Raw genomic sequence first — 23,931 nt, forward strand, 5'->3', positions numbered from 1 at the left:
TAACTCGTCTGGCATTGCAAGATATGGCCGTGTTTATTATTGTTATTTTCCGTTAGTGTAACGTCTGTGGGAGAAATACAGTGAATAGAGTACAGCAGAAAACTCTTTTTTTCAGCTGTTACTGAATACGTCGATTAGAAGGATTTTAGAGAACGTTATTCAAGGGAAAAACCCGTTAAGTATAAAATTATGACAAATTTATTTAACGCAATATACGACTGTTGTAAAATGATGTTCATCAATGGAAACGAAAAAAAATAAAAGGTAGTACAGAATTTTTTTACTATGTTAAATCTTTGGTAAAAACTCTAAAACTTTAATAAAGAGTACACCTTTAAGTCTTTATATTCTCCTTTAACATACATTACTTTTCTACTTATACCTTCAAAAGACATTCCTAACTTTTCCATAACTCGCTCTGAACCCTCATTTTCTAAGAAGCATCTTGCTTGAATACGAACTTAGTTCATACTTTCGAACCCAAAAGGGATGATTGCCTTTGCTGCTTCGGTAATTAAACCTTTGCCCCAGTATTCTTTAGATAGGACATATCCAATTTCAGCACTATTGTGTTTTGGCTGCCACCAAACAAAGTGAACTGTTCCAATAAATTCCCCATTTTCTTTTAGCTCAATCCCCCATCGAGCATCATATTGGGGTAAAAATGAATTTATAAATTCATTTGTATCTGATAATGAAGAATGAGTATCCCATGTTACATATTTCGTTACTTCTTCATTCGAGGCATATAAATACATATCTTTTGCATCATCTAATGTGATTTTTCTAAGGAGGAGACGTTCCGTTTCTATTTCAGGCACTTCACCAAATTTTTCTGTAATATTCATGAATTCATCACTTTACAAAATATTGTTATCTGATAATAATTCTATCATTTAAAAAATTAACCTGCCACGATACTTTAAGTGCATCTATTCACAATATTTACCTGATTTTAGCATGATACAATGACTGTGTTTTTCTACAATCTTGCCCTTCCCTGGAAATGAAGCTCTAGAAAACCTTCCCCGCAAGTTGGACAGGAACCTGGATGATCCGTCCACAAAACATCAATTCACTTACTCAAGTGGATTGTATAACGCATACACTCTAGTTGACATAACACCACAATTGAGAAGTATATAACTAGGTTTATTAAAAAAATACTAGGAGTATATGTTTCTTATTAAGTAAATCGATGGGTGGGGGATAGATCACACGGGATTCTTGAACCAGAGAGTGTTGTCACTCCCTACACTCTAATTTGCATCAATAGATTAGATATATAGGAGTGTGATTATTTACTAAACATCTTCATTGTTGTCGTTAAAATCGCTTTTCTATTTTTAATTGGCTTGGAGTTCTTCACAAATAACCCAGAATAGATAAGAGAAATACCAATCATCAAGATGATTCCAATGTATACAGACATCATCGTTGGGATTAAGAATGCACCTATAATAATGGTGGATCTCGCTATCAAGTCAGCTCCAGAGAATGACAAATTAGAAAACGCCGAGTAGGAACCTCTTTTATCTGCAGGCATCATATTCGCTTGCTCAGCATTTAGAATCGGTGAATAGATTAGTTCACCTATCGTCGCGATGAAACCAAAGATAACAAGCAAATACCACGAATTTGCAGAAGTAATGGTTACATAACCGATTCCATAAATAATGAGTCCAATTAGCATCATTTTTTGTTTACTAAATCGATCCGTAACTTTAGTAATAAAAAAGGTTAAGCATACGACGAGTAACATGTTTTCTATATTTAGAATACTTAGCATACGGACTCCAGCTATTTCAAAGTCACCAATAGTGACGGATTTAAATGTTTCTGCAAGTCGAACGCCTATATAACTATTTAAAGAAAATTCCGCAGCAACAATGAACATTGACCCTATAACAACCTTGACGAATGGTCGGTCTTGAAAAGCCACCTTATAATTTTGAATTAAATCTAAAAATACATTTTGGTGCTGTTTTTCTAAGCGATTAGTATGTTCATCTATCAGCCAGATGTGATAAGCAATCGGGAGAATAGCAGATGTGATTGTCAGTAGAATGAATAATTCAATTTGATGGTTTACGTATAATAAGCCACCTAATGCAGCACCAATGGCCATAGATAAATTCACCATCCAATAATCAATGGCATATACAGCCTTCCGATTCTCAGGTGTGGTGGAGTCAATAATAATGGCATGCATGGCAGGTCGACCTAAACTACTTGTAATGACAAACGCTACATAAGCAGTGGCAAACAGCCAAATCACATTATCTAAAGGAAGTAAGCTAATGGACATTAATAAAAACAACACTGCACTTAATGAAGAGGTTGTTACTAAAACACTTTTTCGTGGGAATCGATCGGATATATACCCACCAATTAGATTAGTAAAAAAACTAATGATTACGGTGAATACTAAAAACTGGCCAGCCCACAACTTACTCATTTCTTGAGCAAAGAATAATGCCATAAATGGCATCACTGCTGAAGCTACTGCCCGGTTAAAAAAAGATGTTATTAAACGAACCTTAATATTTTGTGGATAGTCTTTCCAATTCATGTTGCATACCTCCTCTGTCTTTTGTATATTAAACTAGACTCTAGTTCCTAAAAATAGACAATTAAACTATAAATGTCCACTTATGTATGAGGAGGGTATGATGGATCAGTATCTTTTAACATTATGGAACACAGTATCATCAGGTAACATTAAAAAAGAGCGAATTGCAGAAGTCCTTCATTTGAGTCCAAAACAAACAACTCGAAACATACAAAAATGGGGTACTCAAGGATGGCTAATCTTTACACCTGGTAAAGGACGTGGAAATGTTTCTAAGCTGCAATGGATGAAAGATGTAGAAGAAATATATGAAGAACAGCTAATGAAGATAATTGAGGATGAATCTATTGAAATAAGTAGTAAATATCTTTTATTCGACTGGTCAAAGGATAGTAAACTTCGTTTAATGAATAAGTTTCGATCAAAACTTGGTTATGTTCAAAAAGCTAATAAGATAGACAAATTAATTATTCCTAGACGTTACCCTTTATTGACCATGCACCCATTGAAGGCAGCAGAAATCCATAGCGCGAATATGGTTGTTAATGTATTTAATCGATTAGTTACAGTCGATGAAAAAGGTGTGATTTATCCAGAACTAGCACATAGTTGGGATGAATTCTCGACCAAGCTTAGACTTTACTTAAAAAAAGACGTTAAATTTCATGACGGCTCTATTTTAATTGCTGAAGATGTAGTGGATTGCTTAGAGAAACTGAGAAGAGATGTTCATTTTCAAGAACTATGGGAACCTGTAAAGGAAATAAAGGTTGTTGCACCTTTAATTCTTGATATTTATTTTCCGACCGGTTGTAGCTATTGTCTTCAAATGCTAGGAACGATTAATTCTAGTATATACAAAGAAAATAAAGGTCAAGTGTTTGGGACCGGTGCCTTTTATGCTGAAAATGCTCATGATTTAAAGACGACATTATTTGCTTTTAAAGATTATTTTCAAGAAAGACCGTTACTCGATGAAGTGGAATTTGTGCAAGTGCCTAAAGATTTTGATATCGTTTACCGATCTTCAACACAAGAGGAAGAAAATGATACAGTTGAAGTAGAAAGTGATTCAGGGTTTGGAGTCGTAATCATGAATACTTTCCGCAAGACTGATATTCAACGAAAAGAAGTGAGAGATTACTTGCATTACATTATTTCAAAGCATCGACATGATATTGCACGTGTACACTCTCGCGCAATGCCAAATTATAAAAGTTGTCTAATTGGTCAAGACCAAAGCTATACAGTTCCTAAAGTGAAGTGCCCTAATTTCACTGGAACCCTCATCTTAAAGCTCGTAAATTATACGGAACAAACAACCCATTGGCTTAAAGATATATTTGATGCTGAGGGAGTTCCCGTTGAAATTAAATGGATTTCATTTGAAGATACTGTAACTAATAGTAATGAGAATCAACAAGTAGACTTATTTATTCATGGAGAAGTTTTCGAAATGAATCAAAACTTTTCCTTTTATCATTTTTTAAAGAATGGATATTCTCCATTAGCCAATATCTTGAAAACAGATAACACATTGACTAAATATTTGAATGAGTACGCCCATACGCCATTTTCTGAATGGACAGCTTTAAATTTAAAAGTAGAGAAAGCTTTATTGGAATCCTCAACGATGATTCCGCTCTATTATGAAAAACGCCAAATCCCATTTTCAGTAGATTTGATGAACATTAGTATTAAGCATTTTGGATATGTCGACTTTTCAAAATTGTGGGTTAGACCACAGGTAGAATCGCTATACGTTTAAATGGCTATGCGGCACTGTCTATCTTTTTGAAGACCGGAAAAAAATAGCCTATTAAAAAACAGCAATTGACAGAATTGATTGGCTGTTTAGTGTCATTTGAATCATGGATCAAGTGAGTGATATAAAGCGGATTGTCATACCTAATGATATTTGAGGTGAATTCTTCCTGTTGGTTCTGTTAAAAGTTGATATAATCCTTTTTTGCTTTCATTCGAATGGAACACGTAATAGTATTTCTTTTACATTTACCTTTTACATTTGGGCTGGAATAAACAGGTATTAATGGAATGGTGTCTTTTTATTAAATGTAGCATATAAAAAGAACTCAATTCTGTTGCGAATCAAGCTCTATTTGTGTGAAGAACTATAGAATTTGTGTCAGATTTCGTCATGTGTTACTTTAGTGAATCGACTAAAGCAAAAGCTAATCACAACTTCCACCATCGCCACCACCGTCGCCACCGTCGCCACCGCTACCAGCGTCGCCACAGTCGCTACTTGCACTACCACCATAGTAACTCCATGCATGGTCTGTATCAGAAACATACTTTGGTCGTTTCTTTCCGTATCCCGATTTCTTCTTTTTGCGAGTCATATCAAACATTGTAGGTAACACAATGCCACTTAGCAAACCACCAAGTACAAAGCCAGTGGTTGTATAGTTATTTCCGACAATCAAGGCTATTGAAAAGCCAACCAATACTAATACAAGTACCAGAAAAAACAGTACATCGTACTTAAAACCTAACCTAAATAGTAATCTCACTACCTGGATATACTTTAAAGCGATTGTACATAAAATAAGAGTTACAAGAATAATTACCACATAATACATAATCTCATCACATCCTTCATTCACTTACGTTATTCAATGCTATTAGGTTTCAAAATTCTTGAAATTCTTGAAATTCATATTATTCATATAGACAGTCCAGTTAGTTTAATGCTAGATACCTTATTCTTCCTCATCCAACATTGACCATCCCTACCATACACAAAAACATATCTGTACAGATGGTTATTATCTTTGTCCAAATTCTCTTCATACGATATTCACTAAACTTCAATAATTTAACTGAGTGCTTACATCTATTTTGTTTATAAAAACCCTATCTTTAAAATACGGTTACTCTAAATAGGGAGCAAAATTTCTCTAAGCGTCGATTAAATGTAACCACCTGTTCATCTTCCGTTCACCTAAGAATTATAAACTGATGATATCAAGTAAAACGGAGGCGTAAAAGATGAATATTGCATGGAAAGAAATTAGAAAGAGTAAAACAAAATTTATTATTTTAGGATCAATCATATTTCTGGTTAGTTTTTTAACGTTTATCATTTCTGGATTAGCGAATGGGTTATCCCAAGATAATGCAGCTTTAATAAAAGATTTACCGGATGGTCATTTTTATATGAATGACGATGCGAATGAAACCTATAATCTTTCGAAAATAGATGAAAACACACAAGATAAAGTATTAAATGATCAGAAGGATGCAGCAGCACTTTCAATTCAGATGGGCTTTGTAAACGATGCAGACAATAAACAACATAGTGTTGCTTTTGTTACTTCGACTGATTCAAGGTTATTCGAAAAAGTCGGTGAAGGAGAAATCGTATTAGATCGTTCATTGGAAGAAGACGGTATACAAGTCGGTGATACAATAACGAACAATCAGTTCAGCGGTGAATTCATAGTGAAAGGTTTTGTAGATCAAAAGAAATATAGCCACGCACCTGTCGCTTATATCAATATGAAAAACTACAAAGAAATTTACGGAGTAGACGAAATGCAATTGGTATTCGTAGCTGGGCAAGAAAAAGGATCAGACATTGCGGGATTACAATCATTTTCAAGTAAAGAATTTCTCAAAACGATTCCAAGTTATAGCGCGGAACAGATGTCTCTTAATATGATCGTATGGTTTTTAGTCGTCATCAGTGGGATGTTGTTTGCAATCTTTTTCTATATGATGAACGTTCAAAAAATCGGATTATACGGGATTTTGAAAGCACTCGGTGTTAAAACAAGTCGATTATTCGGAATGATGTGGTCACAAATGCTTTTCATCACCTTAATCGCACTTACTTTATCAGTTGTATTGAGCCAAGGTTTCACCTTGATTGCGCCCGAAGGAATGCCTTTCAGTTTAACCCTTCAAACGACTGTTCAATTATCGATCATATTCGTGATCATTGGATTTATAGGCGCTACGCTTTCAGGCATCCAAATTAAAAAAGTCGAACCACTACAAGCAATTCAACAAGGAGAGGTTTAAGATGACAATCTTCACAATTGATGAAGTCAAAAAAACTTTTATAAATGGCGAAGTGAAAGAACAAGTATTAAAAGGGATCAACCTTTCTCTACAACAAGGTGAAATAACAGCGTTAGTTGGTGCCTCTGGTTCCGGTAAAAGTACGATTCTTACAATAGCTGCGGGTCTTCAACGCGCAACGGACGGGCAAGTTCTTTTCAATAAGAAAAACATGACTGACATGAGTCAGGAACAAATCCGAAAAATCCGGGCAAGTGAGTTCGGATTCGTCTTTCAATCCTCTCATCTCGTACCATTTCTTACGGTAGAAGAACAACTGATGCTGATGCTTGATGTTTCGGGAACAAAGATGAAAAAAAAGGAACAAAAAGTTGAAATTGCAAAAATACTCAAATTGATTGACATGGATCATCGTAGAGATGCCTACCCAGCTTCATTATCGGGAGGAGAAAAACAGCGTGTGGCGATTGCACGTGCAATCATCCACAAACCCAAAATGCTTTTTGCAGATGAACCCACTGCAAGTTTAGACTCAAAAAGATCGAAGGACGTAATGACGTTAATACGAGAATTGACTAAAACGTTGAGTATTACAACGTTGATGGTAACCCATGATGAAGAAATGCTTTCGTATGCTGATCATATCATTACAATGAAAGATGGACTGATATTATAAAGGAAGTTGCAATCTATGGGCATCTGGAGAAGACGTAAAAATATCAACTAAATATTTTTAAAATTGGCCGAGAGCATACAATTTTTTTGGTGGATAAATATTTTTAAAAAAGGGTGGCTTCGGCTACTCTTTTTTTTTTTTGACCTTCCGAGTCGTGGTGTTATGTCAACCTAGGGTGTAAACGTGATACATGCCGGTTAGCGATTAAATCCCCAGCCATTCTCTTCCTTAATAATATAAGTATGAAAATTCAAAACAGTTAATTATATGGTAAAATGTTCTAAATGAATTAAATTTTTAGGGGGTAAATGGTGAAAAGTTTTATTTTATTAATCACTTCTTTATTTATATTATCAAGTTGTTCAAATGAAAAAGTAAAAATAGATGAGACTGTAAAAGTAAATGAAGAAAATTGGGAAGAAAGTGCAACGTTGGTTAGAGAAATTGTTGTCACAGATGATGGGCAAATAGGTGATTTCATCTTTCATATTGGAGATAATGGAAGACTTGGTTTTGGGGAGTATGGACCATTCATTGCAAGTGAAACACAGAAGTATATGTGGCATTTTTGGGATAATAAAGCTTCTTTAACAAAACCATTTAAAGTAATCGGAGTAAGTAAGGAAACAGGAGAAGAAATAATCGTTTTTAAAAATCCAGCTAATAGTAATCTTTCACCTAAAACTGGACCGGACAATCCCCATCTTGTACCTTCATCAATGATGTTACCTACTCCAGGATTATGGCGGTTAGAAGTTTATTTTGGTGAAGAAATTTTTGGGAATGTTGTTGTTAATGTAGAAGACAAATAGAGAATCTTCAATCAATCAATTCCTCATCCGAGTTTTATGTCAACCTACGGATGCAATATGTCAGTTGCGTAATTGATCGAGGTTTTACGAACGGATCATCTAGTTTCTTTGTTCAACTCAAATGAAAATTCAAATCCAAGCTGCATACATTTTCTTTAACTGTGGTGCATTGCTGATTTTCGCTGCATTGGTGGCTAACGAGGCAGTTAATTTGAATAAGAGAATGAATACTTTACGGCGGCCTTTAGAACGTAAAATTGTTATATAAATTTGATTAGGAGTTGAGGAAATGATTCAAATTGATGAAAATTTTATATGTGAAAAATGTGGTCATACTAAAAGTAAGACTGGAAAAATTGGAAACTCAGGATACGATAAGGTGAAAAAGATAGGAAGTATTATGTCTTTTGGAACTGGAATGTTTATTTCGTGTTGTGCTTCATGTGGTAATGTATATTCACTAAAAATAGAGAGACCTGAAAAGCTCTAACATTTATTGTTTTTCCTTAAACTGATTTCAAATAATTGGTTTCATCATTTAATAAGTGCGATCGGATATGGTTTTTTAAGAAGTGTACAGATGTTTATTCAGGTATAGGAGCAAAGTAATTTAATAACATCTTAAGTTGACGCTTCTACAAGTAGTGGAAGCGTATTTTTTGTGGTTCCATAAAATTTTTACATATTTTGAAACGAAATGGGAATTTCATTCATCTAACCATTATAAAGGAAATGGAGGATACTCTATGTTCAATCAAAGTCGATTTAAAAAGGCTCAGCAAGGCAATCAAAAAGCCTTTCTTCAGTTAATTGAGTGTGATAAAGAAAAGCTCTACAAGATGGCCTACTTATATGTGAAGAACGAAAATGATGCATTAGATATTGTTCAAGAAACGATCACGAAAGCCTATGTCAATATGAAGACTGTAAAAGAAGAAAGGTATTTCAGTACATGGCTTACGAAAATTCTTATCAATACGGCACTAGATGTTTTGCGGAAAAACTCGAAAATCATCCTTCTTAAAGAAGAAATGGTGGAAACACTGACTACCAATGTGCGAATAGAAGAAAAAATGGATTTATTAGAAGCAATCGAACAGCTAGAAGAAAAGTATAAAACGGTCATTATTCTTCGCTATTACAGGGATTTACCTGTGCAACAAATAGCAGATTATTTAAACTGTCCAGAAGGCACGGTGAAGTCCAATTTGCACAGAGCAATTCAAAAATTGAAACAGTTTTATCAAGGGGGACAAGTGAATGAACAAGGATATTAAAAAATCAATTGATTCAATTCAAGTACCTTTTCAAAAGTTAGATGCAGCGATTGAGGAAGGGCTAAAGGCTAGCCAAAAACAAGGTACGCCTAAACGGAAAAAAGTAATGACGCTACTGCTTTCAAGTGTTGCCACATTTGGTTTAATCATTGGCTCAGGATTTATTTCGCCGACGATGGCTAGTGTCCTTGCAAAAGTACCAATACTCGAGTCAATTTTCACATCAGTCGGTGATAAAGGTTTGCAAGTCGCAATCAATGATGAAAATGCAATGTCGTTAAACGAAACATTAACGAGTAATGGGGTTTCATTAACCATTCAAGATGTATTATATGACGGTTCACGTCTTGCATTTTCATTTGTTCAAGATAAACAAGAAGATATTTATCCACTTCATATTGAAGTAAATGGGGAAGTAATTAACTTTTCGGAAAGTACAACAGGGGAGTATCTACCAAACGGGCAATATTCTGGACTCATTCAAGTTCATCCAACAGAGCCATTGCCTAATGAGTTTGATTTATCCGTTGGAATTCATCAAATTGGTAAAACAAAAGGAGATTGGCAATTTGAAACGAAAGTAATAAAAACAAATAATAATGGGATTAATTTAACAACAGGCCAAACAGCCAAATTAGATGGCCTTTTCTATGAAGTGATAAAATTTGAGAGTACAAATTCAGCTGTAAGTCTGCACATTTTATATAAAGGAACTGTTGAAGAAATGCTTAATGAACATCAGGTACTTCAGCTATACTTATTAGACCAAGAAGGAACTCTCATACCGATGATTAATGCTTCTGGTTCAGGAGATGCTGAGAGTATGCTTTACGAATATGTATTCGAACCAATTAGTGAGGAAGTAACTAATCTTACAATTAGTCCATTCTTTTTGCCAACACAAAAGGAGAGGAAAGAGATCACTGCTACTTTAGAAGGGAATCGTTTGCCTTTAACAATTTCACAAGGGAAAATGGGCGATATTGTAGTGACAAAAATCGAAGAAGAAAATGGGTGGAATGCACTTTACTTTGAATCAACAAGTTCATTCCCATTTGGCTCGAATTTTGAAATGAATCAATTATTTGTCGAAGATACCGAGGGGAATGATTTAATAGCAGAGAGAGGTTATCCTACGATGATTGGACAGAATAAATATAAATTATATTATAATAAACCAACTGTTAGTAGTGACATTATTTTGAAAACCAGAGAGCTGCCTTACATGGAATTGAATCCTGAAGCTCAAATCACAGTCGACGTTCCATGAAAAGGGTTCTAAAGGTAGATTATTAGGTTCAAAAACAAAATGAGAAAATGAAGTGAAAGACCCTGAAAAAATTGGGTTGAGGGGAGTAAGGCTTCCCATTAATAGAGGAGAGATGTCGTTCGGAAATTGAACGACATTTCTCCTCTTACTTTTGTTTGTCTTTCCTTCAATAATACTAAAATTGCCTCATCATTTGAAAAATGGCAAGGCAAAAGCCATACGATTATCAACTTTAGAGGCAATCTGTAAGGCTTTAGAATGTCAGCCTGGAGACGTTTTAGAATACAAAAGTGACGAAGACACTCTGGAATAATAAGATTTGAAAACAGTTGAAGAACAGGGCGCCTTTATAGGGCAGTCTGTTTCATGCGATACAATTCATCATACACATAATTAATATCAAAAATCTTTTAAGGAATAATATAAACTTTACCTAATCGAAAGGGAGTGGAGCGATAGAATCACCTGCAGGGTAAATAAAAGCCCATTTCTACCAGTCAGGTAGAAATGGGCTTGCTTTTTAAGTTATTTGCCAATCATTTCATTCACTTTATCTTGGTTGTTGTCGATCCATTCTTGTGCTACCTCTTCAGGTTCTTGTCCTTCTTCTATTTTGACGATCATTTCTTCAACTTCGTCCAAAGAAATATTCCAGTTGCTCAAAAACTCATAAGCTTCTGGTGCATTGTCTTTCAACTCGGAATTCGTAATGACTTGAACCGAAGATGTTTCAAAGAATCCTTTTTCATTCGTCAATACTTTCAAATCGAATTTATTGAACATCGTATGAGGTCTCCAGCCGTAAAAGACAACCGGTTTTTCCTTCAATTCAATTCATTTTTAAACGAAAAATCAGAAAGTCTGTCTGGTCCCAAGTCTTTTTTTATTCATATCTACAATTAACTAGGGCATGTTAAATAGTGCAATAGCTGTTCATATATAAATGTATACATCAGAAAAGAATACAAATGATACTAAATGTAGAGGTAAAGCACACCATTCATGTTATTTTCAAAAAGGAGAAAATATAGCTATGGATTTTAATTTAATTTGGCAAACAGTTCTAATTTTTGTGATAGGATCTATTCTTTTAAAAATTGGAGGAAGAAAATCTATCTCTCAAACGACTATTCCTCAAGTCGTTATTATGATAGCAATAGGTACATTACTTATTCAACCAGTCACCGGGAGGGGACTTTGGGCAACTTTTGGGGTGGCGTTATTATTAGTACTAAGCCTAACCCTTACGGAATACATCCAATTAAAATTTGATGTAACGGAGTCTCTTATTTCAGGTAAGGCTGTACCAATCATAGAAAACGGGACCATAAATGAAGCGAACTTAAAGAAACTACGGCTAACTGTAGATAAATTAGAAGCGCGTCTAAGACAATCGGGTATTGTTGCAATAAATGATGTTCAATTTGCTACACTAGAAACAAGTGGGCAAATAGGATATACGTTAAAAAAAGAAAAACAACCTGCAACAAAGGAAGATATTCAAAACCTCATTCAATTAATACAAAAAGGTCACTTACCTGATCTAAATAACAAAACATTAATCGAAGACAACATCTTCACTGAAACCGTCAATAAAAATTCACCTAATCACCTACAATGAAAACTATTTATTGTAGGTAAGGATGATTAATATGATAAAAATCAAGTGGAATCGACGTTCCTAAAAATTTAATTACCGCAATCTGCCATGAGGATATGTAATTTCCTTCATACAGTATTTTTTCATTGAGTTGTTATGCCTTTCCCTGCACTTTAATTCGAAATATATTGAATATTTAATTCATTTAATTTAGAATATCGTTATAAAGGAGGAATGTTTATGAATTATTTAAATTCCACGCAACCTATAGAAAATGTTTCGGTAGTAGTTGAATCTAGTACTGTCTGGGAAGTGATTCTTGGCATTACAGGATTTACTCATGCAAAACTAAGACATACTTTTGAGTTAGATGAATTGTGGAAATCACAACAGATTTCTATGCCTGAATTACTCATTAAGCATTTAGATGTGATAAAACAGACGAATTTCTGGTTTGGATTAATAATGCTTCAAGAAAAGTTTTCTGCAACTACTATTTTTAATTTTTCAAAATGCCTTTCTGAAATGAATAGTATAGATTTTTATGAAACTGTTTTACCTTATAAGGATCGTATTACCGAACCTGTTCGAAAAGAAATTGCAAATCAATACAAAGAAGGAGATTCTTTTGACACATATGCTTCTTACTTTCATGACCATGACTATTTAGAGGATTACGTTCGTAACCTTGGTTCTTATGAACACTCAGAAATCTGCGATTTATTCAACAGCATATTGGATGAGTGGCACAACTGGATAAAAAAGAATGTCCAATGGGAAAAGTGGACTCGAGCGCTTGATTTTGAGCAGAAAAAACACAATTCACTAGACAAGAATAAGCCAATAGAGCTAATCGAACTAATTACAGGGGGCGTAAAATATGTTCCCGAACCTTCCGTTTGGACGGTCAAATTGATTCCACAGGTAACATATCGTCCCTGGACCTTAGTAGTGCGAACGCCAGATACAAAACTATACTTTTATCCTTTAAAAGAGGAATACTTGATTGAAGCTGGTAGCCCTACAATGGAACTGATTCGTGGTCATAAGGCGCTAGGAGATGAAGTTCGGTTGAAAATACTTTATCAGTTAGTTAATAGGGCATCTTCACTGCAGGACTTGAGCACTCAATTTAATATATCTAAAACCACACTCCATCATCAGCTTTCTTTATTAAAAGCAGCAAAGTTTATACAAGTAGACAAAGGAGTATATTCTGCAAATCTAACACAGATTAATTCCTTTTCTGAACGTTTCGCCCAATACCTTGGAAACCCTAAATGAAGAAGTACTCTAAGTCATTTAAAGCACTTTGGTTAGGTGAAATTGTATCTGAGTTTGGAGGAGCAGCAGGGGGGATAATAAACGGGTTACTGCTCTATGAATTGACAGGCTCTAAGGAATGGATGGCTGCAATTTGGCTAGTTTACTTTATTCCTTCCTTGATACTACAAGGGATAAGTGCGCCTTTTCTTAACCACGTGGTGAAAGAGAAGATGCTTCGAAATATTCAGCTGATTCGTTGCTGTGCCTACCTTATTCCACTAGGAGGATATTTAATAGGATCAGAGTTTGGAATTATGTTGAGTTTAGTTTTACTTCAATGTGTTTTGGGTTTGATGCAACCCATTTTTGCCAGTCTTTCATTTTCACTTATACCTGAGATTTGCAAAGAGGATGAGCTTGTTGAAGCGAATGGATTATTAGACACCACACTTCGACTCATGATAATTATTGCTCCAGGTGTAACTTCATTATTATTGTTGGTTATCCCGATGCAATACATCTATGGAATATCTTCGTTGATGTTCTTGGCAAGTTTTTTTGCACTCTCGCGAATTCCGCGTTCCAGCCAAAAAAGGGTCGCAACTTGGACAAAAAAGTTTTGGTGGACAGAAATGAAAGAGGGCTATCGTACTTTTTTTAGATACCCCAATCTTTTACGACTTACAGTGCTTTCTTCGACAGTTCAATTTGCTGTAGGAGCAACAATTGTCTTAAGTGTTCCTTTTATATTAGGAGTACTTGATGGTCAACGTTGGCAATATGCCGTGTTCAAAGGTGCTTTCCCTATTGGATATATCATTGGGATGTTATTACTAACAAAAATACCGAAAACAGTTCAAACGATGTATCTTGGTTTATTGGGAGGCGGGCTATCATTTATTCTCTTGTTTTTTGTTCACTCTGTGCCCTTAGCATGGTTATGTGAACTAATTGGTGGTATGTTATTTCCGCTTTTTAATGCTCAGAGTGCAGCTATTTTTCAGCGGGAGGCCCCTCGAGAACGCTTGACACAACTTAGTTCAGTTCGTTTGTTTTTCTTCAGAGTTACAATGCCAATAGGGATCTTGTTTGCATCTTCAGCATTTTTCGAAATCAGTACACGTCTGACGTACTTGATAGTCGGAATGGTGATTGTTCTACCTGCTTTGTTTTATCTTTTTAAATCTATTTTACAACCGAACGGGTTGCTTGCAAATAAAGAGACAATTTAACAAAAAGCGTAGGTGCAGAGAGATTCCTGAACCTATGCTTTTTAAACTTTTCACATGCCTCTTAATGCAGTAGGATTTTTCTACAAGAAGGATGTTAGAAAGATTTATAGAATATTACCTACAACCAGATTACTTAATTAGAATTGATTTACTGAAAAATATATACTATAGGTTTTTTGAAAGGAATGATGGATATGTTTTCGTTAAAGGGGAAAATCGCTGTGGTAGCTGGTGGAACTCGGGGAGCTGGACGAGGTATTGCAGTTAAGTTAGGTGAAGCTGGAGCAATAGTTTATGTGACTGGTAGAACTACTATTAATAATCAGTCACCAATGGGGCGTAAGGAAACCATAGAGGAAACCGCAGAATTGGTAACTAAAGCAGGTGGAATTGGAATACCTGTAAAAGTAGACCATACTGTTGAATCAGAAGTCATCCGTTTATTTGATCAAGTCAAAAAGGAACAAGGGAGACTTGATATTCTAGTAAATGATGTTTGGGGTGGAGATCCTCTTACTGAATGGGGGAAACCAATAGGAGAGCACGATTTACATAAGGGACTTCAGATTCAAAAACAAGCTGTCCAGTCACATATAATTACTGCTCATTATAGTATCCCTTTGTTTAGAGAAAATAATGGTGGTTTAATATTTGAAATTACTGATGGGGTTGACTATAAACCTCGCGGTAACTTCTATTATAGCCTTGCAAAAATCTCCAATATACATATGGCACAAGCGATGGCAGAGGACTTAAAAGATTATAATATTATTTCAATTGCAGTTACACCAGGCTTTTTACGATCAGAAGCTATGCTTGAACAGTTTGGTGTTAAAGAAGAAAATTGGAAAGAGGGAGCTAAAGTTGATCCGCATTTTATTGCGTCTGAAAGCCCATATTACATTGGGGAAGCAATACAATGTCTCGCTTCGGATCCTAAAATAGCTGATAAAACTGGCGGGGTTTATAGCACGTGGGAACTTTCAGAGATATATGGGTTTAAAGATATCGATGGTACACAACCACACTGGGGAAATTACATTAATAATAATGTGAAAGTATAAATCTTAAAGTAAATCACAAAATAAATCTTCAGTTTTTGATGAACTAACGGGTTAGTTAAGTAGTAGAAGTTGAATGCTTCCACAACCTAATGTTAAATCATCACGTATGTTATACGCGAAGAAAGATAGATTTAATCTTAATCTTTGGGGGGAGAAGACATTGAGTAGAATAGAATTCATTCGAAATGAAGAGAAGAGATATCATGATGACTGCTACGAAAACAATAAATTATTTGAAGAAGGTTCTTGGTTGTATAAACCGGTAAAAACTATAACGAATTTATTACCTTTATTTGATAACAAAGAAAACTTAATTGTACTCGATTTAGGTTGTGGGGTTGGAAGAAATAGCATTCCAATAGCTGAAGCAATTAAGCAGAGAAATGGTAAAATTATTTGTGTTGATTTACTTGATTCAGCTTTAGATAATTTAAAACGATACAGTAAAGAATATAGGGTTGAAGAAGTAATACGAACCGAAAAAGCTGATATAGGAAACTATAAAATAAAGCCAAATGAGTTTGATTTCATAGTTACGGTATCAAGTTTAGAGCATGTTCAATCTGAGGCGATTTTTGAAGAGGTTGTACTACAAATGGCAGAAGGTACAAGAAGAAACGGAATAAATTGTATCATAGTGAATTCTGAAGTTGAAGAAGTAAATATAGAAACTAACGAGAAATTAGATGCATTAATAGAAGTGAACCTTTCAACAGAAGTGATAATGAAGAAACTAAATGGGATTTATAGAGGCTGGGAAATCATAAACTTATTAGTAAAACCTCTAGAATACAAGATTATTCGAAATGAATTACCAATTTTATTGAAAACCAACGCCATAACGTATGTTGTTCGGAAACGTGTCTAATAGTTCTTCAACTACTGAAGCTTTACTTCAAGAAGGAGTTAGGCTATTTTTAAAAAAGCTAAATTGGAAGTAGTCGAATAAGAATAACGTTATGCTCACAGGGAATTATCCAAAAAGAAAACTTAATTAGCCTAATGAATACTTCTTAATCGAGGTGTTATGTCAAGCTGTTTTTTATACTCTATACAATCCAAATGAGCAATCAAATCGTTTTTTTTGCGGATCGGATTAATCAATACATTTATGAAAGGCTTAGTCAAAGAATAAATCATCTTTCTTAATGCTTATGTGGTGAAATTTGATAAATTGGAACCTAAATGGCTAGATGGGCGAGACAACTTCAATCCATAAAACATCTCATAAAGAAAGTGTCAAACGATGGGTTAGACAAGGGAAATTGCGACCTGCACCAATACATCTTGAGTCGGTGTTGTCGAATAAAAAGGAATATGCTAATCCTGGCGTTTTATATCTACTTGATAAATGTAAATTCGATGGCCATATTTTAGATTTTGCACGCCAATATGGAGGAATCGATGAACAAATCACTATAAGTGCTTGATTTTTTGAAAAATTCTTATGATAAAGTAAAGTTGGAATTTGATACAAAGGGGAGTTTAATATGGACAAATACAAAATAATTTTATTTGATTTAGACGGAACGCTTTCAGACCCTAAAGTAGGTATAACAAAATCTGTTCAATATGCATTGCAGAAAATGCATATTATTGAACCTGATATTGATAAACTTGAATGTTTCATTGGTCCGCCACTTCAAGTTTCATTTGCTGAATTCTACAACTTCGATGAGGAACGTACACAAAAGGCAATAGATTTATATAGGGAGAGGTTTAAGGAAAAGGGAATGTTTGAGAATGAGTTATATTCCAATATTTCTTTCCTATTAAAGTCGCTAAAAGATCAAGGATTCACTTTAGTTGTTGCTACGTCAAAGCCTACTGTTTTCGCAGAGCAAATCCTAAAGTATTTTAATATTGACCAGTATTTCGAACTTATTGTAGGAAGTAATCTTGATGGAACAAGGGGGTCAAAAACTGAAATCATTCAATACATACTAGACAAATATAATGAACATAAATCTGGGGACTTTATTATGATTGGAGATAGAAAGCACGATATTATTGGAGCAAGTAATGCCGGAATTGACTCTATTGGAGTTACTTATGGATATGGTTCATTTGAAGAATTAAGTCATTCCAACCCTACGTATATTGTCAAAAGTGTTAATCAGTTAAAAGAAGTTCTAATGGGGGTAGTCAATTAAATTAAGTAATATTTCCTTCTTCCACTTACGGCACAGGTTATTTGAAGAGTAGTAACTATAATTGGGAAAAAACGATTTTAGGAGAGAGGATCTTTGATGGAAATCCGAAAGTATAGTTCTACAGACATAGTACAATTTACAGATTTAATGACAGATTTAGGCTATCCTTCATCTCTAGAAGAAATGAAGTTAAGAATGGAACGTATCGAATCAAATCCAAATTATTTTACATTCGTATCAATTCTGAATAAAACTGTTGTTGGGATGATCGGGATAACATTTCATAATACTTATACAAATAACAATGTAAAAACTCAAATAACATCACTTGTTACCAAGAAAGAATTTCGTGGGCAAGGGATAGCAAAAAAACTAGTTAAGTATGTAGAAGAATGGGCCAATAGCAAAGGGTCAGACTTTATATATCTATTAAGTGGGATTAGTGAACAGCGTACTACAGCACATGAATTATATAAGTATCTTGGATATGAAATAACTGGATATAGATTTGTAAAACGTTTATAGACAGTCAACTTATGAGTGAATAGAATCTAGATGTTATCTTCTTCGACTAACAGTAAAAGGCAGCCTGTTGTTTTATAAACTAGGTTGAAAAATTAATCAACTAAATAAAATCCTTGAATTTTTTGGTAATGATTGAGTAAAACATCGAGTTCTTGGCTGCATGATACTACACTAGAGTGCGTATAACCAAAACGCTTCGCTTTATGGTACATGACTTTCTTTTTCAATATTATTTGCGCTAATAAGAACGTTTTACTTTTCATGTTATATTTACTCCTCTTTCTCAAAACGAATATTGTTAGACCCAGAGAACATCTTATACAATTGGTTTTGTAAAAAAATGTCGCATTGTGTAAAAATGAAAAATATTTTTCATTTGTTAATAAAAATTTTCGAAAGCTTGCTATATTGCAATTACATAAGATTACTCAAATGGATTGCATAGAACATACACAACGGGTTGACGTAACGCATTTATTCAACTTCATAATCCAAAGAAAAGGACACCATAGAAAGTCAGCTTATTTAAACGAGTTAATTAATTTTTTCCTTCTAAATACAAAAATCACCAGAGCTCATTTAGGTAACTTTTATTGTTACATCAAAGGGATTAATATTCATGTTTTTGAAACAAGTGTATTTATTAAAACAAGCGACTACGAAGGGTATTGAATTTGAAGTTGATAAAGAATCGGAAGTGAAATCAGGTTACCAAATGATTTTGGAATGAAGATGGAATTTGGCAGGTAGCTTTTATGCCAATTCAATAAAAAATTAACCGAGAAATTATTAACTTGGGGATTAAATATAGTGAATCGCAATTTTATATATACCATGGGTTTAATGATTTTTTTAGATTGTGAATTTATTTGAGAAGGAGACAAAATGATAAAATTTTTAGGAACACCGGAGATAGAAACCGAACGATTAATCCTTAGAAGGATGAAATTGTCTGATACTCAAAAGATATTCGACCACTGGCTTTCCGACGAACGGGTATCTGATAATCGGGTCAGTAGGGAACACAAATCTGTTTTAGAGACAGTAGAGAGGGTTAATAAGATAGTCAATGATTATATCAATAAAGAGTTTTGTTGGTGGGCTATTGAGCTAAAAGCTGACGGTGAATTGATTGGTGAAATCGATTTATATGACTTCGACTATACTACCGAAAACTGTGAAGTAAGTTATTCGATTGGATATGAATGGTGGAACCAGGGGTATGGGACCGAAGCGTTACGATCAGTTGTGGAATTCGGTTTCCGACATATGAACATTCACAAAATCGTTGCAGCACATAACACAGACAACCCGGCTTCTGGGAAAGTGATAGGAAAAGCAGGAATGGTCCAAGAAGGAATCATGAGACATATGATTCGCAATTACAAGAATGAATACAAAGACTGTGCAGTATATGGAATACTTCAAGAGGATTATTTCAAAAACAATGAGAGTGCCCGAAACTATATACTCACATTAGTATAATAAAATACGGTAAGACTAGAGGAGAGTCCATATATGGATAGTATAATATTTGATTTAGACGCATAATCAAATTAAAAGACAATTAACACGGACAATCTAAACAGTTAACACTAGAAGCAGTGAAGAAAGACAAGAGCTTTTAACTAAAATCTTAATTTTATAACCGAGAATAGGAATGATGGAATCATGTATCTTGAAACTATCCCGTCGATAATCCTGCATGCGTCATAATGCACAGAGTATGGGGTTTGAAGGACGGGTAGGTTCTATAAAACAATGGCTGGAGCCATTACACTCTTTGCTGAAGTATTACAATAGTTAATTTAAAATTATCCAAAGATTTGTGCTCCAATACCATATAAATTTTTGTTTCTGATAGGCATTGTATCTGAATTAATTATCATTATTGGAGGTTGACCTACGTTTACAAAGCCACTGTCCCTTAAAAACTTCATAAACATTTCATTACTTATTGGAGTATCAATCCTTAACTTTCCTCTATGATTTAGTGCCAATTGATTTATTAGATAGGCAGCTGCATTGAAATTAGGGGCAACAATCGGTCCTAAAATTAAATTTTCCGGACCTAAGATAGAGAGACCATAACCAAGAATTCTTCCAATTTCATCTCTTAGGACAAGAGATTGGTGAGACTGGTTAATTCTGTTTACAAGGAATTTTCTCCTAGAATCCCCAAAAGCATTTTTATCTAATTCTACAACTTTATCAATATCTCCCACAGTGAAAACATCTTTCTTTAATCCTTCAGAAAGTAAATTGTTAGATGGTACATAGTTGTTACTGATGAATTTATGTACATAACCCACTTCTTTAAACCCCATTTTTTCATACAAAGGCTTTCCTTCGGGTGTAGCAATTAGCATGATAGATACTTTTTCCGGTACACGTTCAATACACGCTTGAGTAATTTCTTTTCCAAGACTTTGCCCTCTATATTGTTGATTTACAATTATCATCCCTATTGAAGCTAAATGTGTATCATAAGGAATTATTGCCCCACTTGATACAATTTGACCAAACTCATTTTTATGTCCTAAAATTTTACCCGAAGACATTACTGTTCTAATTTCATCACTATCATAATCCCAGCCAACTGATTGCGATAAAGATATTAATCCTTCAATATCATTCTCATCCAAAACATTTAATTTAAGGTTCTTATTAGTATCCATTGGTAACTCCTTGCTATCAATTGTTATAAGAGAGTTCTTATGTATTTTCTTTGAACAAATTAAAGTCTTGCACTTCTGAAGAGAACCTATTATTTAAGACAGTCTTTTGTTTATTATTTTCAAACCAGTTTCTTAACTCTTCAGCGTAAAATAGCCGCTCTTTCGGTGAACTTAAATTCCCGTCCATTTTATAAAGATGATCGTCTTTATAACGAGGATACACGTGAAGATGATAGTGCCAAACATCCTGACTGCCACCAGGCTCGTTGTGTTGTCGAGTAGAAATACCTTCACATTGGTAACACTCTTTTAAGGCAAAGGAAACCTTTAAAGACAATTGGTGAATTTTGGTAGCATATTCTATAGGCAAGTCAAAAATATTTTCGTAATGATGGTTTGGAATAATTATTACGTGTGCTTTATTATTTTCCCACCATAACGTGGATATTAACGCAGTTACATAATCGTCTTTATACACTATATCTTGTTGCTTAGATTGAACTAACTTGTTTTCATTATCCTCTACACCATTTACAACAAGACAAAAAGGGCACACATAGTCTGACGGCATGTGTTTATAAGGGTTCAAAGAAATTCACCTCCATTTTTTCCTTATTATACCTTGTAAATAATTTAATGTACTACACTTCCGCAAAACATTGAGTCACTTACTCTTCGGTATTGTATAGGTTGTTCAATAAAAACAGGTCTGAACTAGTACACGTGTTCATGGAACCCGTCGCCTCGCAAGTATACATTCATTACGAAATAAATTTACATTTCTGTAATTTTAGTCTACAATCATGTTAAGAAATATTAACCGGTTAAAAAGGTGGTTACACTATGGAGCAGAAGTCGATATTCATTATTGAGAATTATGAACAGTTAAAGGTGATTAGTGATCCTCTACGTACTAAGATGTTGATTTTTTTAGTCGAACAGCCTCATACAGGTCAAATGCTTGCTCAAGAGCTTAATTTATCTAGAGCCAAAATCCTTTATCATCTACGTGAACTGGAGAAACACAAGATTATTCAGCTCGTAAGAAAGGAAGAAAGAGGAGGAAATATATTAAAGTTCTATCAAGCTGTAGCAAGAGGTTTCATACCAGCAGATCACTTGCTAAATTATGTGGAATCTAAGGATACTACTAGACAATCATACTTAGAAGTGATTAATCGAGCTAAGACAAGGGTGTTAACAGCTCCTGATGAATCCTTTGAATTACATTCATCAAATGTAGAAGAGTGGCCCAAACTTTCAATTCAAACAGAATTTACAGTAAGTAAAGAAAAGTTCTTGGAATTCACTCGAAAATATAGAGAGCTTTTAGAAAAACTTGAAGAGAAAGATGATGAAAGAGAGAAGCAAAATTACTATTTAATGACGACTGCTTTTCAAATTGAAGAGCCTCTTTTTAAGAAAAAAGATTGAGTTCATTTAATCATAAGGGGAGATACTATTGAGTGGAGAACATACTTTAAAGTCGCCTACGAATGCAGCTTCAAGTCTGCTTAAAAATCGTGCTTTTGTTTTTTTATGGCTCTCGAGTACAGCTTCATTTTTGGCTTTATCTACGTATTTGTTCGCTGAGCAATGGTACATAATTACCGTCCTGAATAAAGAAGGCGCTCTTGGTATTGTCATGATGGTGACGATGATTCCACGAGTACTTTTCATGACTATTGGAGGGGTGTGGGCAGACCGGTATAAGAGATCTCGAATTATGCTAGTTTCTAGCCTTGTCAGATGTTTATTAGTTGTGATGATGACTCTATTTCTTCAAATGAGTCTCCTCGAATTATGGCCGCTGATTGGTTTCGCATTGCTGTTTGGGGTTGTAGATGCCTTCTTTTCTCCAGCAAACACATCATTACTTCCAACTTTGGTTTCAAAAGATGTACTGACAAGATCAAACTCATTTATTCAGAGTTCCAATCAAATTGCTATGTTTTCTGGTCCAATGATTGGTGGGTGGGTCCTTACTGTCGGGTCTTTTAGTCTTCTGTTTTCAATCATAGCTACCTTTTTGGTAATGACATTTGTTTTCTCATTCTTAATAAAAGAAGAGGAAAACGTAAATGCAATCTCACAAAAAAAGGTTTCCACCAAAGAAGAATTAAAAGAAGGATTCATCTATGTATGGAAGATGCCCTTTCTGAAAAACATGCTTCTGATTCTCATCATCATAAATTTTTTCTTTTTTGGTCCTCTCCTTATGGGCATACCTCTCATCGCTGATGGCGTGATTCATGGTGAAGCTTTAGATTTAAGCTATCTTCAGAGTTCCTACCAAGGGGGGATGCTTGCCGGGGCTCTCTTTGTCGGGATACTTAACCTAAGAAAAAAGAGGGGATTGATTATCCTAGTAATGATAACGGTCCTTGGAATCCTCTTATCCTTACTCGGACAAATCGGATTTCTTTGGCAAGGAATGGTCTTACTTTCAATGATGGGTGTACTTTCATCCATTATTAACGTTTCACTCATCTCAACTATCCAAGAGCAAAGTGAGGAAAATAAAATAGGGAGAGTGATGAGTCTAGTTAACGCTTCTTCTAATGGACTTGTGCCACTCTCCTACGCTTTTGTTTCATTGGCTCTCGTCCTAAATCTTACAATCTCAAACATTATGCTGTTATGTGGAAGCCTAATCGTAGTCGTTTCCATCATATACACACTGAATTCAAAGGTAATAAAAGAAGTTAATTGATAGTTTAAAGTCAATGCAACTACTTTGGTTTTACCAAATTAGTTGT

The 23,931-nt window shown here is 34.6% G+C and carries 24 protein-coding genes and 2 pseudogenes; 19 read left to right on the forward strand and 7 right to left on the reverse strand.

From position 1 onward, the window contains the following. Nucleotides 1-308: 308 nt before the first annotated feature. Both AC3EA5_RS06915 and AC3EA5_RS06920 read right to left on the reverse strand, forming a co-directional pair. Nucleotides 309-848: pseudogene (locus AC3EA5_RS06915) on the reverse strand (GNAT family N-acetyltransferase). Nucleotides 849-1,297: 449 nt separating this feature from the next. Then, the gene (locus tag AC3EA5_RS06920; protein WP_488607664.1) at nt 1,298-2,572 is read right to left on the reverse strand and encodes an MDR family MFS transporter; all 1,275 of its coding nucleotides are present in this window, start codon (nt 2,570-2,572) and stop codon (nt 1,298-1,300) included. A 100-nt stretch (nt 2,573-2,672) separates the two neighbouring features. Between AC3EA5_RS06920 and AC3EA5_RS06925 the strand changes: the two genes are divergently transcribed. Then, nucleotides 2,673-4,340 carry an ABC transporter substrate-binding protein gene (locus AC3EA5_RS06925; protein ID WP_488607665.1) on the forward strand — a complete coding sequence of 556 codons (1,668 nt, stop codon included), beginning with the start codon at nt 2,673-2,675 and terminating at the stop codon, nt 4,338-4,340. Nucleotides 4,341-4,764: 424 nt separating this feature from the next. Here the strand turns inward: AC3EA5_RS06925 and AC3EA5_RS06930 are convergent, their stop codons facing one another. After that, nucleotides 4,765-5,175 carry a hypothetical protein gene (locus AC3EA5_RS06930; protein ID WP_488607666.1) on the reverse strand — a complete coding sequence of 137 codons (411 nt, stop codon included), beginning with the start codon at nt 5,173-5,175 and terminating at the stop codon, nt 4,765-4,767. Between the two features lie 409 nt (nt 5,176-5,584). Here AC3EA5_RS06930 and AC3EA5_RS06935 point away from each other — a divergent pair, with 409 nt between their 5' ends. The 7 genes and pseudogenes from AC3EA5_RS06935 to AC3EA5_RS06965 form a co-directional block, all read left to right on the forward strand. Further along, nucleotides 5,585-6,619: an FtsX-like permease family protein gene (locus tag AC3EA5_RS06935; RefSeq protein WP_488607667.1), complete on the forward strand. Its 1,035-nt coding sequence runs from the start codon at nt 5,585-5,587 to the stop codon at nt 6,617-6,619. Between the two features lies 1 nt (nt 6,620). Beyond that, complete coding sequence (locus tag AC3EA5_RS06940) at nt 6,621-7,295, forward strand: ABC transporter ATP-binding protein (RefSeq protein ID WP_488607668.1); 675 nt, start codon at nt 6,621-6,623, stop codon at nt 7,293-7,295. Nucleotides 7,296-7,603: 308 nt separating this feature from the next. Continuing rightward, entirely contained in the window at nt 7,604-8,107 is a 504-nt protein-coding gene (locus AC3EA5_RS06945; RefSeq protein WP_488607669.1) for a DUF4871 domain-containing protein, read from the forward strand. 289 nt (nt 8,108-8,396) lie between these two features. Further along, the gene (locus tag AC3EA5_RS06950; RefSeq protein WP_488607670.1) at nt 8,397-8,597 is read left to right on the forward strand and encodes a hypothetical protein; all 201 of its coding nucleotides are present in this window, start codon (nt 8,397-8,399) and stop codon (nt 8,595-8,597) included. A gap of 256 nt (nt 8,598-8,853) precedes the next feature. Then, nucleotides 8,854-9,384, forward strand: a complete 531-nt coding sequence (locus tag AC3EA5_RS06955; protein ID WP_488607671.1) for a sigma-70 family RNA polymerase sigma factor — start codon at nt 8,854-8,856, stop codon at nt 9,382-9,384. Then, nucleotides 9,368-10,654, forward strand: a complete 1,287-nt coding sequence (locus AC3EA5_RS06960) for a DUF4179 domain-containing protein (RefSeq protein ID WP_488607672.1) — start codon at nt 9,368-9,370, stop codon at nt 10,652-10,654. Before AC3EA5_RS06955 ends, AC3EA5_RS06960 begins: the two co-directional genes overlap by 17 nt. Before the next feature lie 193 nt (nt 10,655-10,847). Continuing rightward, a pseudogene (locus AC3EA5_RS06965) lies at nt 10,848-10,967 on the forward strand (helix-turn-helix domain-containing protein); the annotation flags it as partial. Between the two features lie 212 nt (nt 10,968-11,179). Here AC3EA5_RS06965 and AC3EA5_RS06970 read toward each other — a convergent pair. After that, nucleotides 11,180-11,482, reverse strand: a complete 303-nt coding sequence (locus AC3EA5_RS06970; protein ID WP_488607673.1) for a glycine betaine ABC transporter substrate-binding protein — start codon at nt 11,480-11,482, stop codon at nt 11,180-11,182. Between the two features lie 205 nt (nt 11,483-11,687). Between AC3EA5_RS06970 and AC3EA5_RS06975 the strand changes: the two genes are divergently transcribed. The 8 genes from AC3EA5_RS06975 (at nt 11,688) to AC3EA5_RS07010 (ending at nt 18,494) form a co-directional block, all read left to right on the forward strand. Continuing rightward, nucleotides 11,688-12,275: a DUF421 domain-containing protein gene (locus AC3EA5_RS06975; protein WP_488607674.1), complete on the forward strand. Its 588-nt coding sequence runs from the start codon at nt 11,688-11,690 to the stop codon at nt 12,273-12,275. 219 nt (nt 12,276-12,494) lie between these two features. Next, on the forward strand, nt 12,495-13,538 hold the full coding sequence (locus AC3EA5_RS06980) for an ArsR/SmtB family transcription factor (protein WP_488607675.1): 1,044 nt from the start codon (nt 12,495-12,497) through the stop codon (nt 13,536-13,538). After that, nucleotides 13,535-14,752 carry an MFS transporter gene (locus AC3EA5_RS06985; RefSeq protein WP_488607676.1) on the forward strand — a complete coding sequence of 406 codons (1,218 nt, stop codon included), beginning with the start codon at nt 13,535-13,537 and terminating at the stop codon, nt 14,750-14,752. The genes AC3EA5_RS06980 and AC3EA5_RS06985 overlap by 4 nt, the downstream gene beginning before the upstream one ends. A 194-nt stretch (nt 14,753-14,946) precedes the next feature. After that, the gene (locus tag AC3EA5_RS06990; protein ID WP_488607677.1) at nt 14,947-15,816 is read left to right on the forward strand and encodes an SDR family oxidoreductase; all 870 of its coding nucleotides are present in this window, start codon (nt 14,947-14,949) and stop codon (nt 15,814-15,816) included. Between the two features lie 160 nt (nt 15,817-15,976). After that, nucleotides 15,977-16,684 carry a class I SAM-dependent methyltransferase gene (locus AC3EA5_RS06995; protein WP_488607678.1) on the forward strand — a complete coding sequence of 236 codons (708 nt, stop codon included), beginning with the start codon at nt 15,977-15,979 and terminating at the stop codon, nt 16,682-16,684. A 325-nt stretch (nt 16,685-17,009) separates the two neighbouring features. Next, nucleotides 17,010-17,246, forward strand: a complete 237-nt coding sequence (locus AC3EA5_RS07000) for a hypothetical protein (RefSeq protein WP_488607679.1) — start codon at nt 17,010-17,012, stop codon at nt 17,244-17,246. Between the two features lie 60 nt (nt 17,247-17,306). Next, a complete protein-coding gene (locus AC3EA5_RS07005) occupies nt 17,307-17,969 on the forward strand; it encodes an HAD family hydrolase (RefSeq protein ID WP_488607680.1) in 663 nt (220 codons plus the stop codon). A gap of 96 nt (nt 17,970-18,065) precedes the next feature. Then, complete coding sequence (locus AC3EA5_RS07010; protein WP_488607695.1) at nt 18,066-18,494, forward strand: GNAT family N-acetyltransferase; 429 nt, start codon at nt 18,066-18,068, stop codon at nt 18,492-18,494. 92 nt (nt 18,495-18,586) lie between these two features. On the opposite strand, the gene AC3EA5_RS07015 is transcribed toward AC3EA5_RS07010, so the two are convergent. Continuing rightward, nucleotides 18,587-18,757 (reverse strand): Spo0E family sporulation regulatory protein-aspartic acid phosphatase, encoded by a 171-nt coding sequence (locus AC3EA5_RS07015; RefSeq protein WP_488607681.1) that lies wholly within the window; start codon nt 18,755-18,757, stop codon nt 18,587-18,589. A gap of 622 nt (nt 18,758-19,379) precedes the next feature. On the opposite strand from AC3EA5_RS07015, the gene AC3EA5_RS07020 reads away from it, so the two are divergent. Beyond that, on the forward strand, nt 19,380-19,979 hold the full coding sequence (locus tag AC3EA5_RS07020) for a GNAT family N-acetyltransferase (protein ID WP_488607682.1): 600 nt from the start codon (nt 19,380-19,382) through the stop codon (nt 19,977-19,979). 329 nt (nt 19,980-20,308) lie between these two features. Here the strand turns inward: AC3EA5_RS07020 and AC3EA5_RS07025 are convergent, their stop codons facing one another. Both AC3EA5_RS07025 and AC3EA5_RS07030 read right to left on the reverse strand, forming a co-directional pair. After that, complete coding sequence (locus AC3EA5_RS07025) at nt 20,309-21,172, reverse strand: GNAT family N-acetyltransferase (protein WP_488607683.1); 864 nt, start codon at nt 21,170-21,172, stop codon at nt 20,309-20,311. A gap of 37 nt (nt 21,173-21,209) precedes the next feature. Continuing rightward, on the reverse strand, nt 21,210-21,761 hold the full coding sequence (locus AC3EA5_RS07030) for an HIT family protein (RefSeq protein WP_488607684.1): 552 nt from the start codon (nt 21,759-21,761) through the stop codon (nt 21,210-21,212). Nucleotides 21,762-22,015: 254 nt separating this feature from the next. Here AC3EA5_RS07030 and AC3EA5_RS07035 point away from each other — a divergent pair, with 254 nt between their 5' ends. Both AC3EA5_RS07035 and AC3EA5_RS07040 read left to right on the forward strand, forming a co-directional pair. Then, nucleotides 22,016-22,606 (forward strand): ArsR/SmtB family transcription factor, encoded by a 591-nt coding sequence (locus AC3EA5_RS07035; protein WP_488607685.1) that lies wholly within the window; start codon nt 22,016-22,018, stop codon nt 22,604-22,606. A 28-nt stretch (nt 22,607-22,634) separates the two neighbouring features. After that, the gene (locus AC3EA5_RS07040) at nt 22,635-23,885 is read left to right on the forward strand and encodes an MFS transporter (protein WP_488607686.1); all 1,251 of its coding nucleotides are present in this window, start codon (nt 22,635-22,637) and stop codon (nt 23,883-23,885) included. Nucleotides 23,886-23,931 lie beyond the last annotated feature (46 nt).

Source organism: Paenisporosarcina sp., from assembly GCF_057785155.1.

Excerpts from the sequence above, each read along its gene's own strand:
- AC3EA5_RS07035 (WP_488607685.1), top strand. The coding sequence starts at position 22,016 with ATGGAGCAGAAGTCGATATTCATTATTGAGAATTATGAACAGTTAAAG.
- AC3EA5_RS07020 (WP_488607682.1), top strand. The coding sequence starts at position 19,380 with ATGATAAAATTTTTAGGAACACCGGAGATAGAAACCGAACGATTAATC.
- AC3EA5_RS06985 (WP_488607676.1), top strand. The coding sequence starts at position 13,535 with ATGAAGAAGTACTCTAAGTCATTTAAAGCACTTTGGTTAGGTGAAATT.
- AC3EA5_RS06975 (WP_488607674.1), top strand. The coding sequence starts at position 11,688 with ATGGATTTTAATTTAATTTGGCAAACAGTTCTAATTTTTGTGATAGGA.
- AC3EA5_RS06960 (WP_488607672.1), top strand. The coding sequence starts at position 9,368 with ATGAACAAGGATATTAAAAAATCAATTGATTCAATTCAAGTACCTTTT.
- AC3EA5_RS07025 (WP_488607683.1), bottom strand. The coding sequence starts at position 21,172 with ATGGATACTAATAAGAACCTTAAATTAAATGTTTTGGATGAGAATGAT.
- AC3EA5_RS07010 (WP_488607695.1), top strand. The coding sequence starts at position 18,066 with ATGGAAATCCGAAAGTATAGTTCTACAGACATAGTACAATTTACAGAT.
- AC3EA5_RS07005 (WP_488607680.1), top strand. The coding sequence starts at position 17,307 with ATGGACAAATACAAAATAATTTTATTTGATTTAGACGGAACGCTTTCA.
- AC3EA5_RS06940 (WP_488607668.1), top strand. The coding sequence starts at position 6,621 with ATGACAATCTTCACAATTGATGAAGTCAAAAAAACTTTTATAAATGGC.
- AC3EA5_RS06925 (WP_488607665.1), top strand. The coding sequence starts at position 2,673 with ATGGATCAGTATCTTTTAACATTATGGAACACAGTATCATCAGGTAAC.
- AC3EA5_RS06930 (WP_488607666.1), bottom strand. The coding sequence starts at position 5,175 with ATGTATTATGTGGTAATTATTCTTGTAACTCTTATTTTATGTACAATC.
- AC3EA5_RS07000 (WP_488607679.1), top strand. The coding sequence starts at position 17,010 with ATGGGCGAGACAACTTCAATCCATAAAACATCTCATAAAGAAAGTGTC.
- AC3EA5_RS06980 (WP_488607675.1), top strand. The coding sequence starts at position 12,495 with ATGAATTATTTAAATTCCACGCAACCTATAGAAAATGTTTCGGTAGTA.
- AC3EA5_RS07015 (WP_488607681.1), bottom strand. The coding sequence starts at position 18,757 with ATGAAAAGTAAAACGTTCTTATTAGCGCAAATAATATTGAAAAAGAAA.
- AC3EA5_RS06945 (WP_488607669.1), top strand. The coding sequence starts at position 7,604 with ATGGTGAAAAGTTTTATTTTATTAATCACTTCTTTATTTATATTATCA.
- AC3EA5_RS06950 (WP_488607670.1), top strand. The coding sequence starts at position 8,397 with ATGATTCAAATTGATGAAAATTTTATATGTGAAAAATGTGGTCATACT.
- AC3EA5_RS06920 (WP_488607664.1), bottom strand. The coding sequence starts at position 2,572 with ATGAATTGGAAAGACTATCCACAAAATATTAAGGTTCGTTTAATAACA.
- AC3EA5_RS06990 (WP_488607677.1), top strand. The coding sequence starts at position 14,947 with ATGTTTTCGTTAAAGGGGAAAATCGCTGTGGTAGCTGGTGGAACTCGG.
- AC3EA5_RS06955 (WP_488607671.1), top strand. The coding sequence starts at position 8,854 with ATGTTCAATCAAAGTCGATTTAAAAAGGCTCAGCAAGGCAATCAAAAA.
- AC3EA5_RS06935 (WP_488607667.1), top strand. The coding sequence starts at position 5,585 with ATGAATATTGCATGGAAAGAAATTAGAAAGAGTAAAACAAAATTTATT.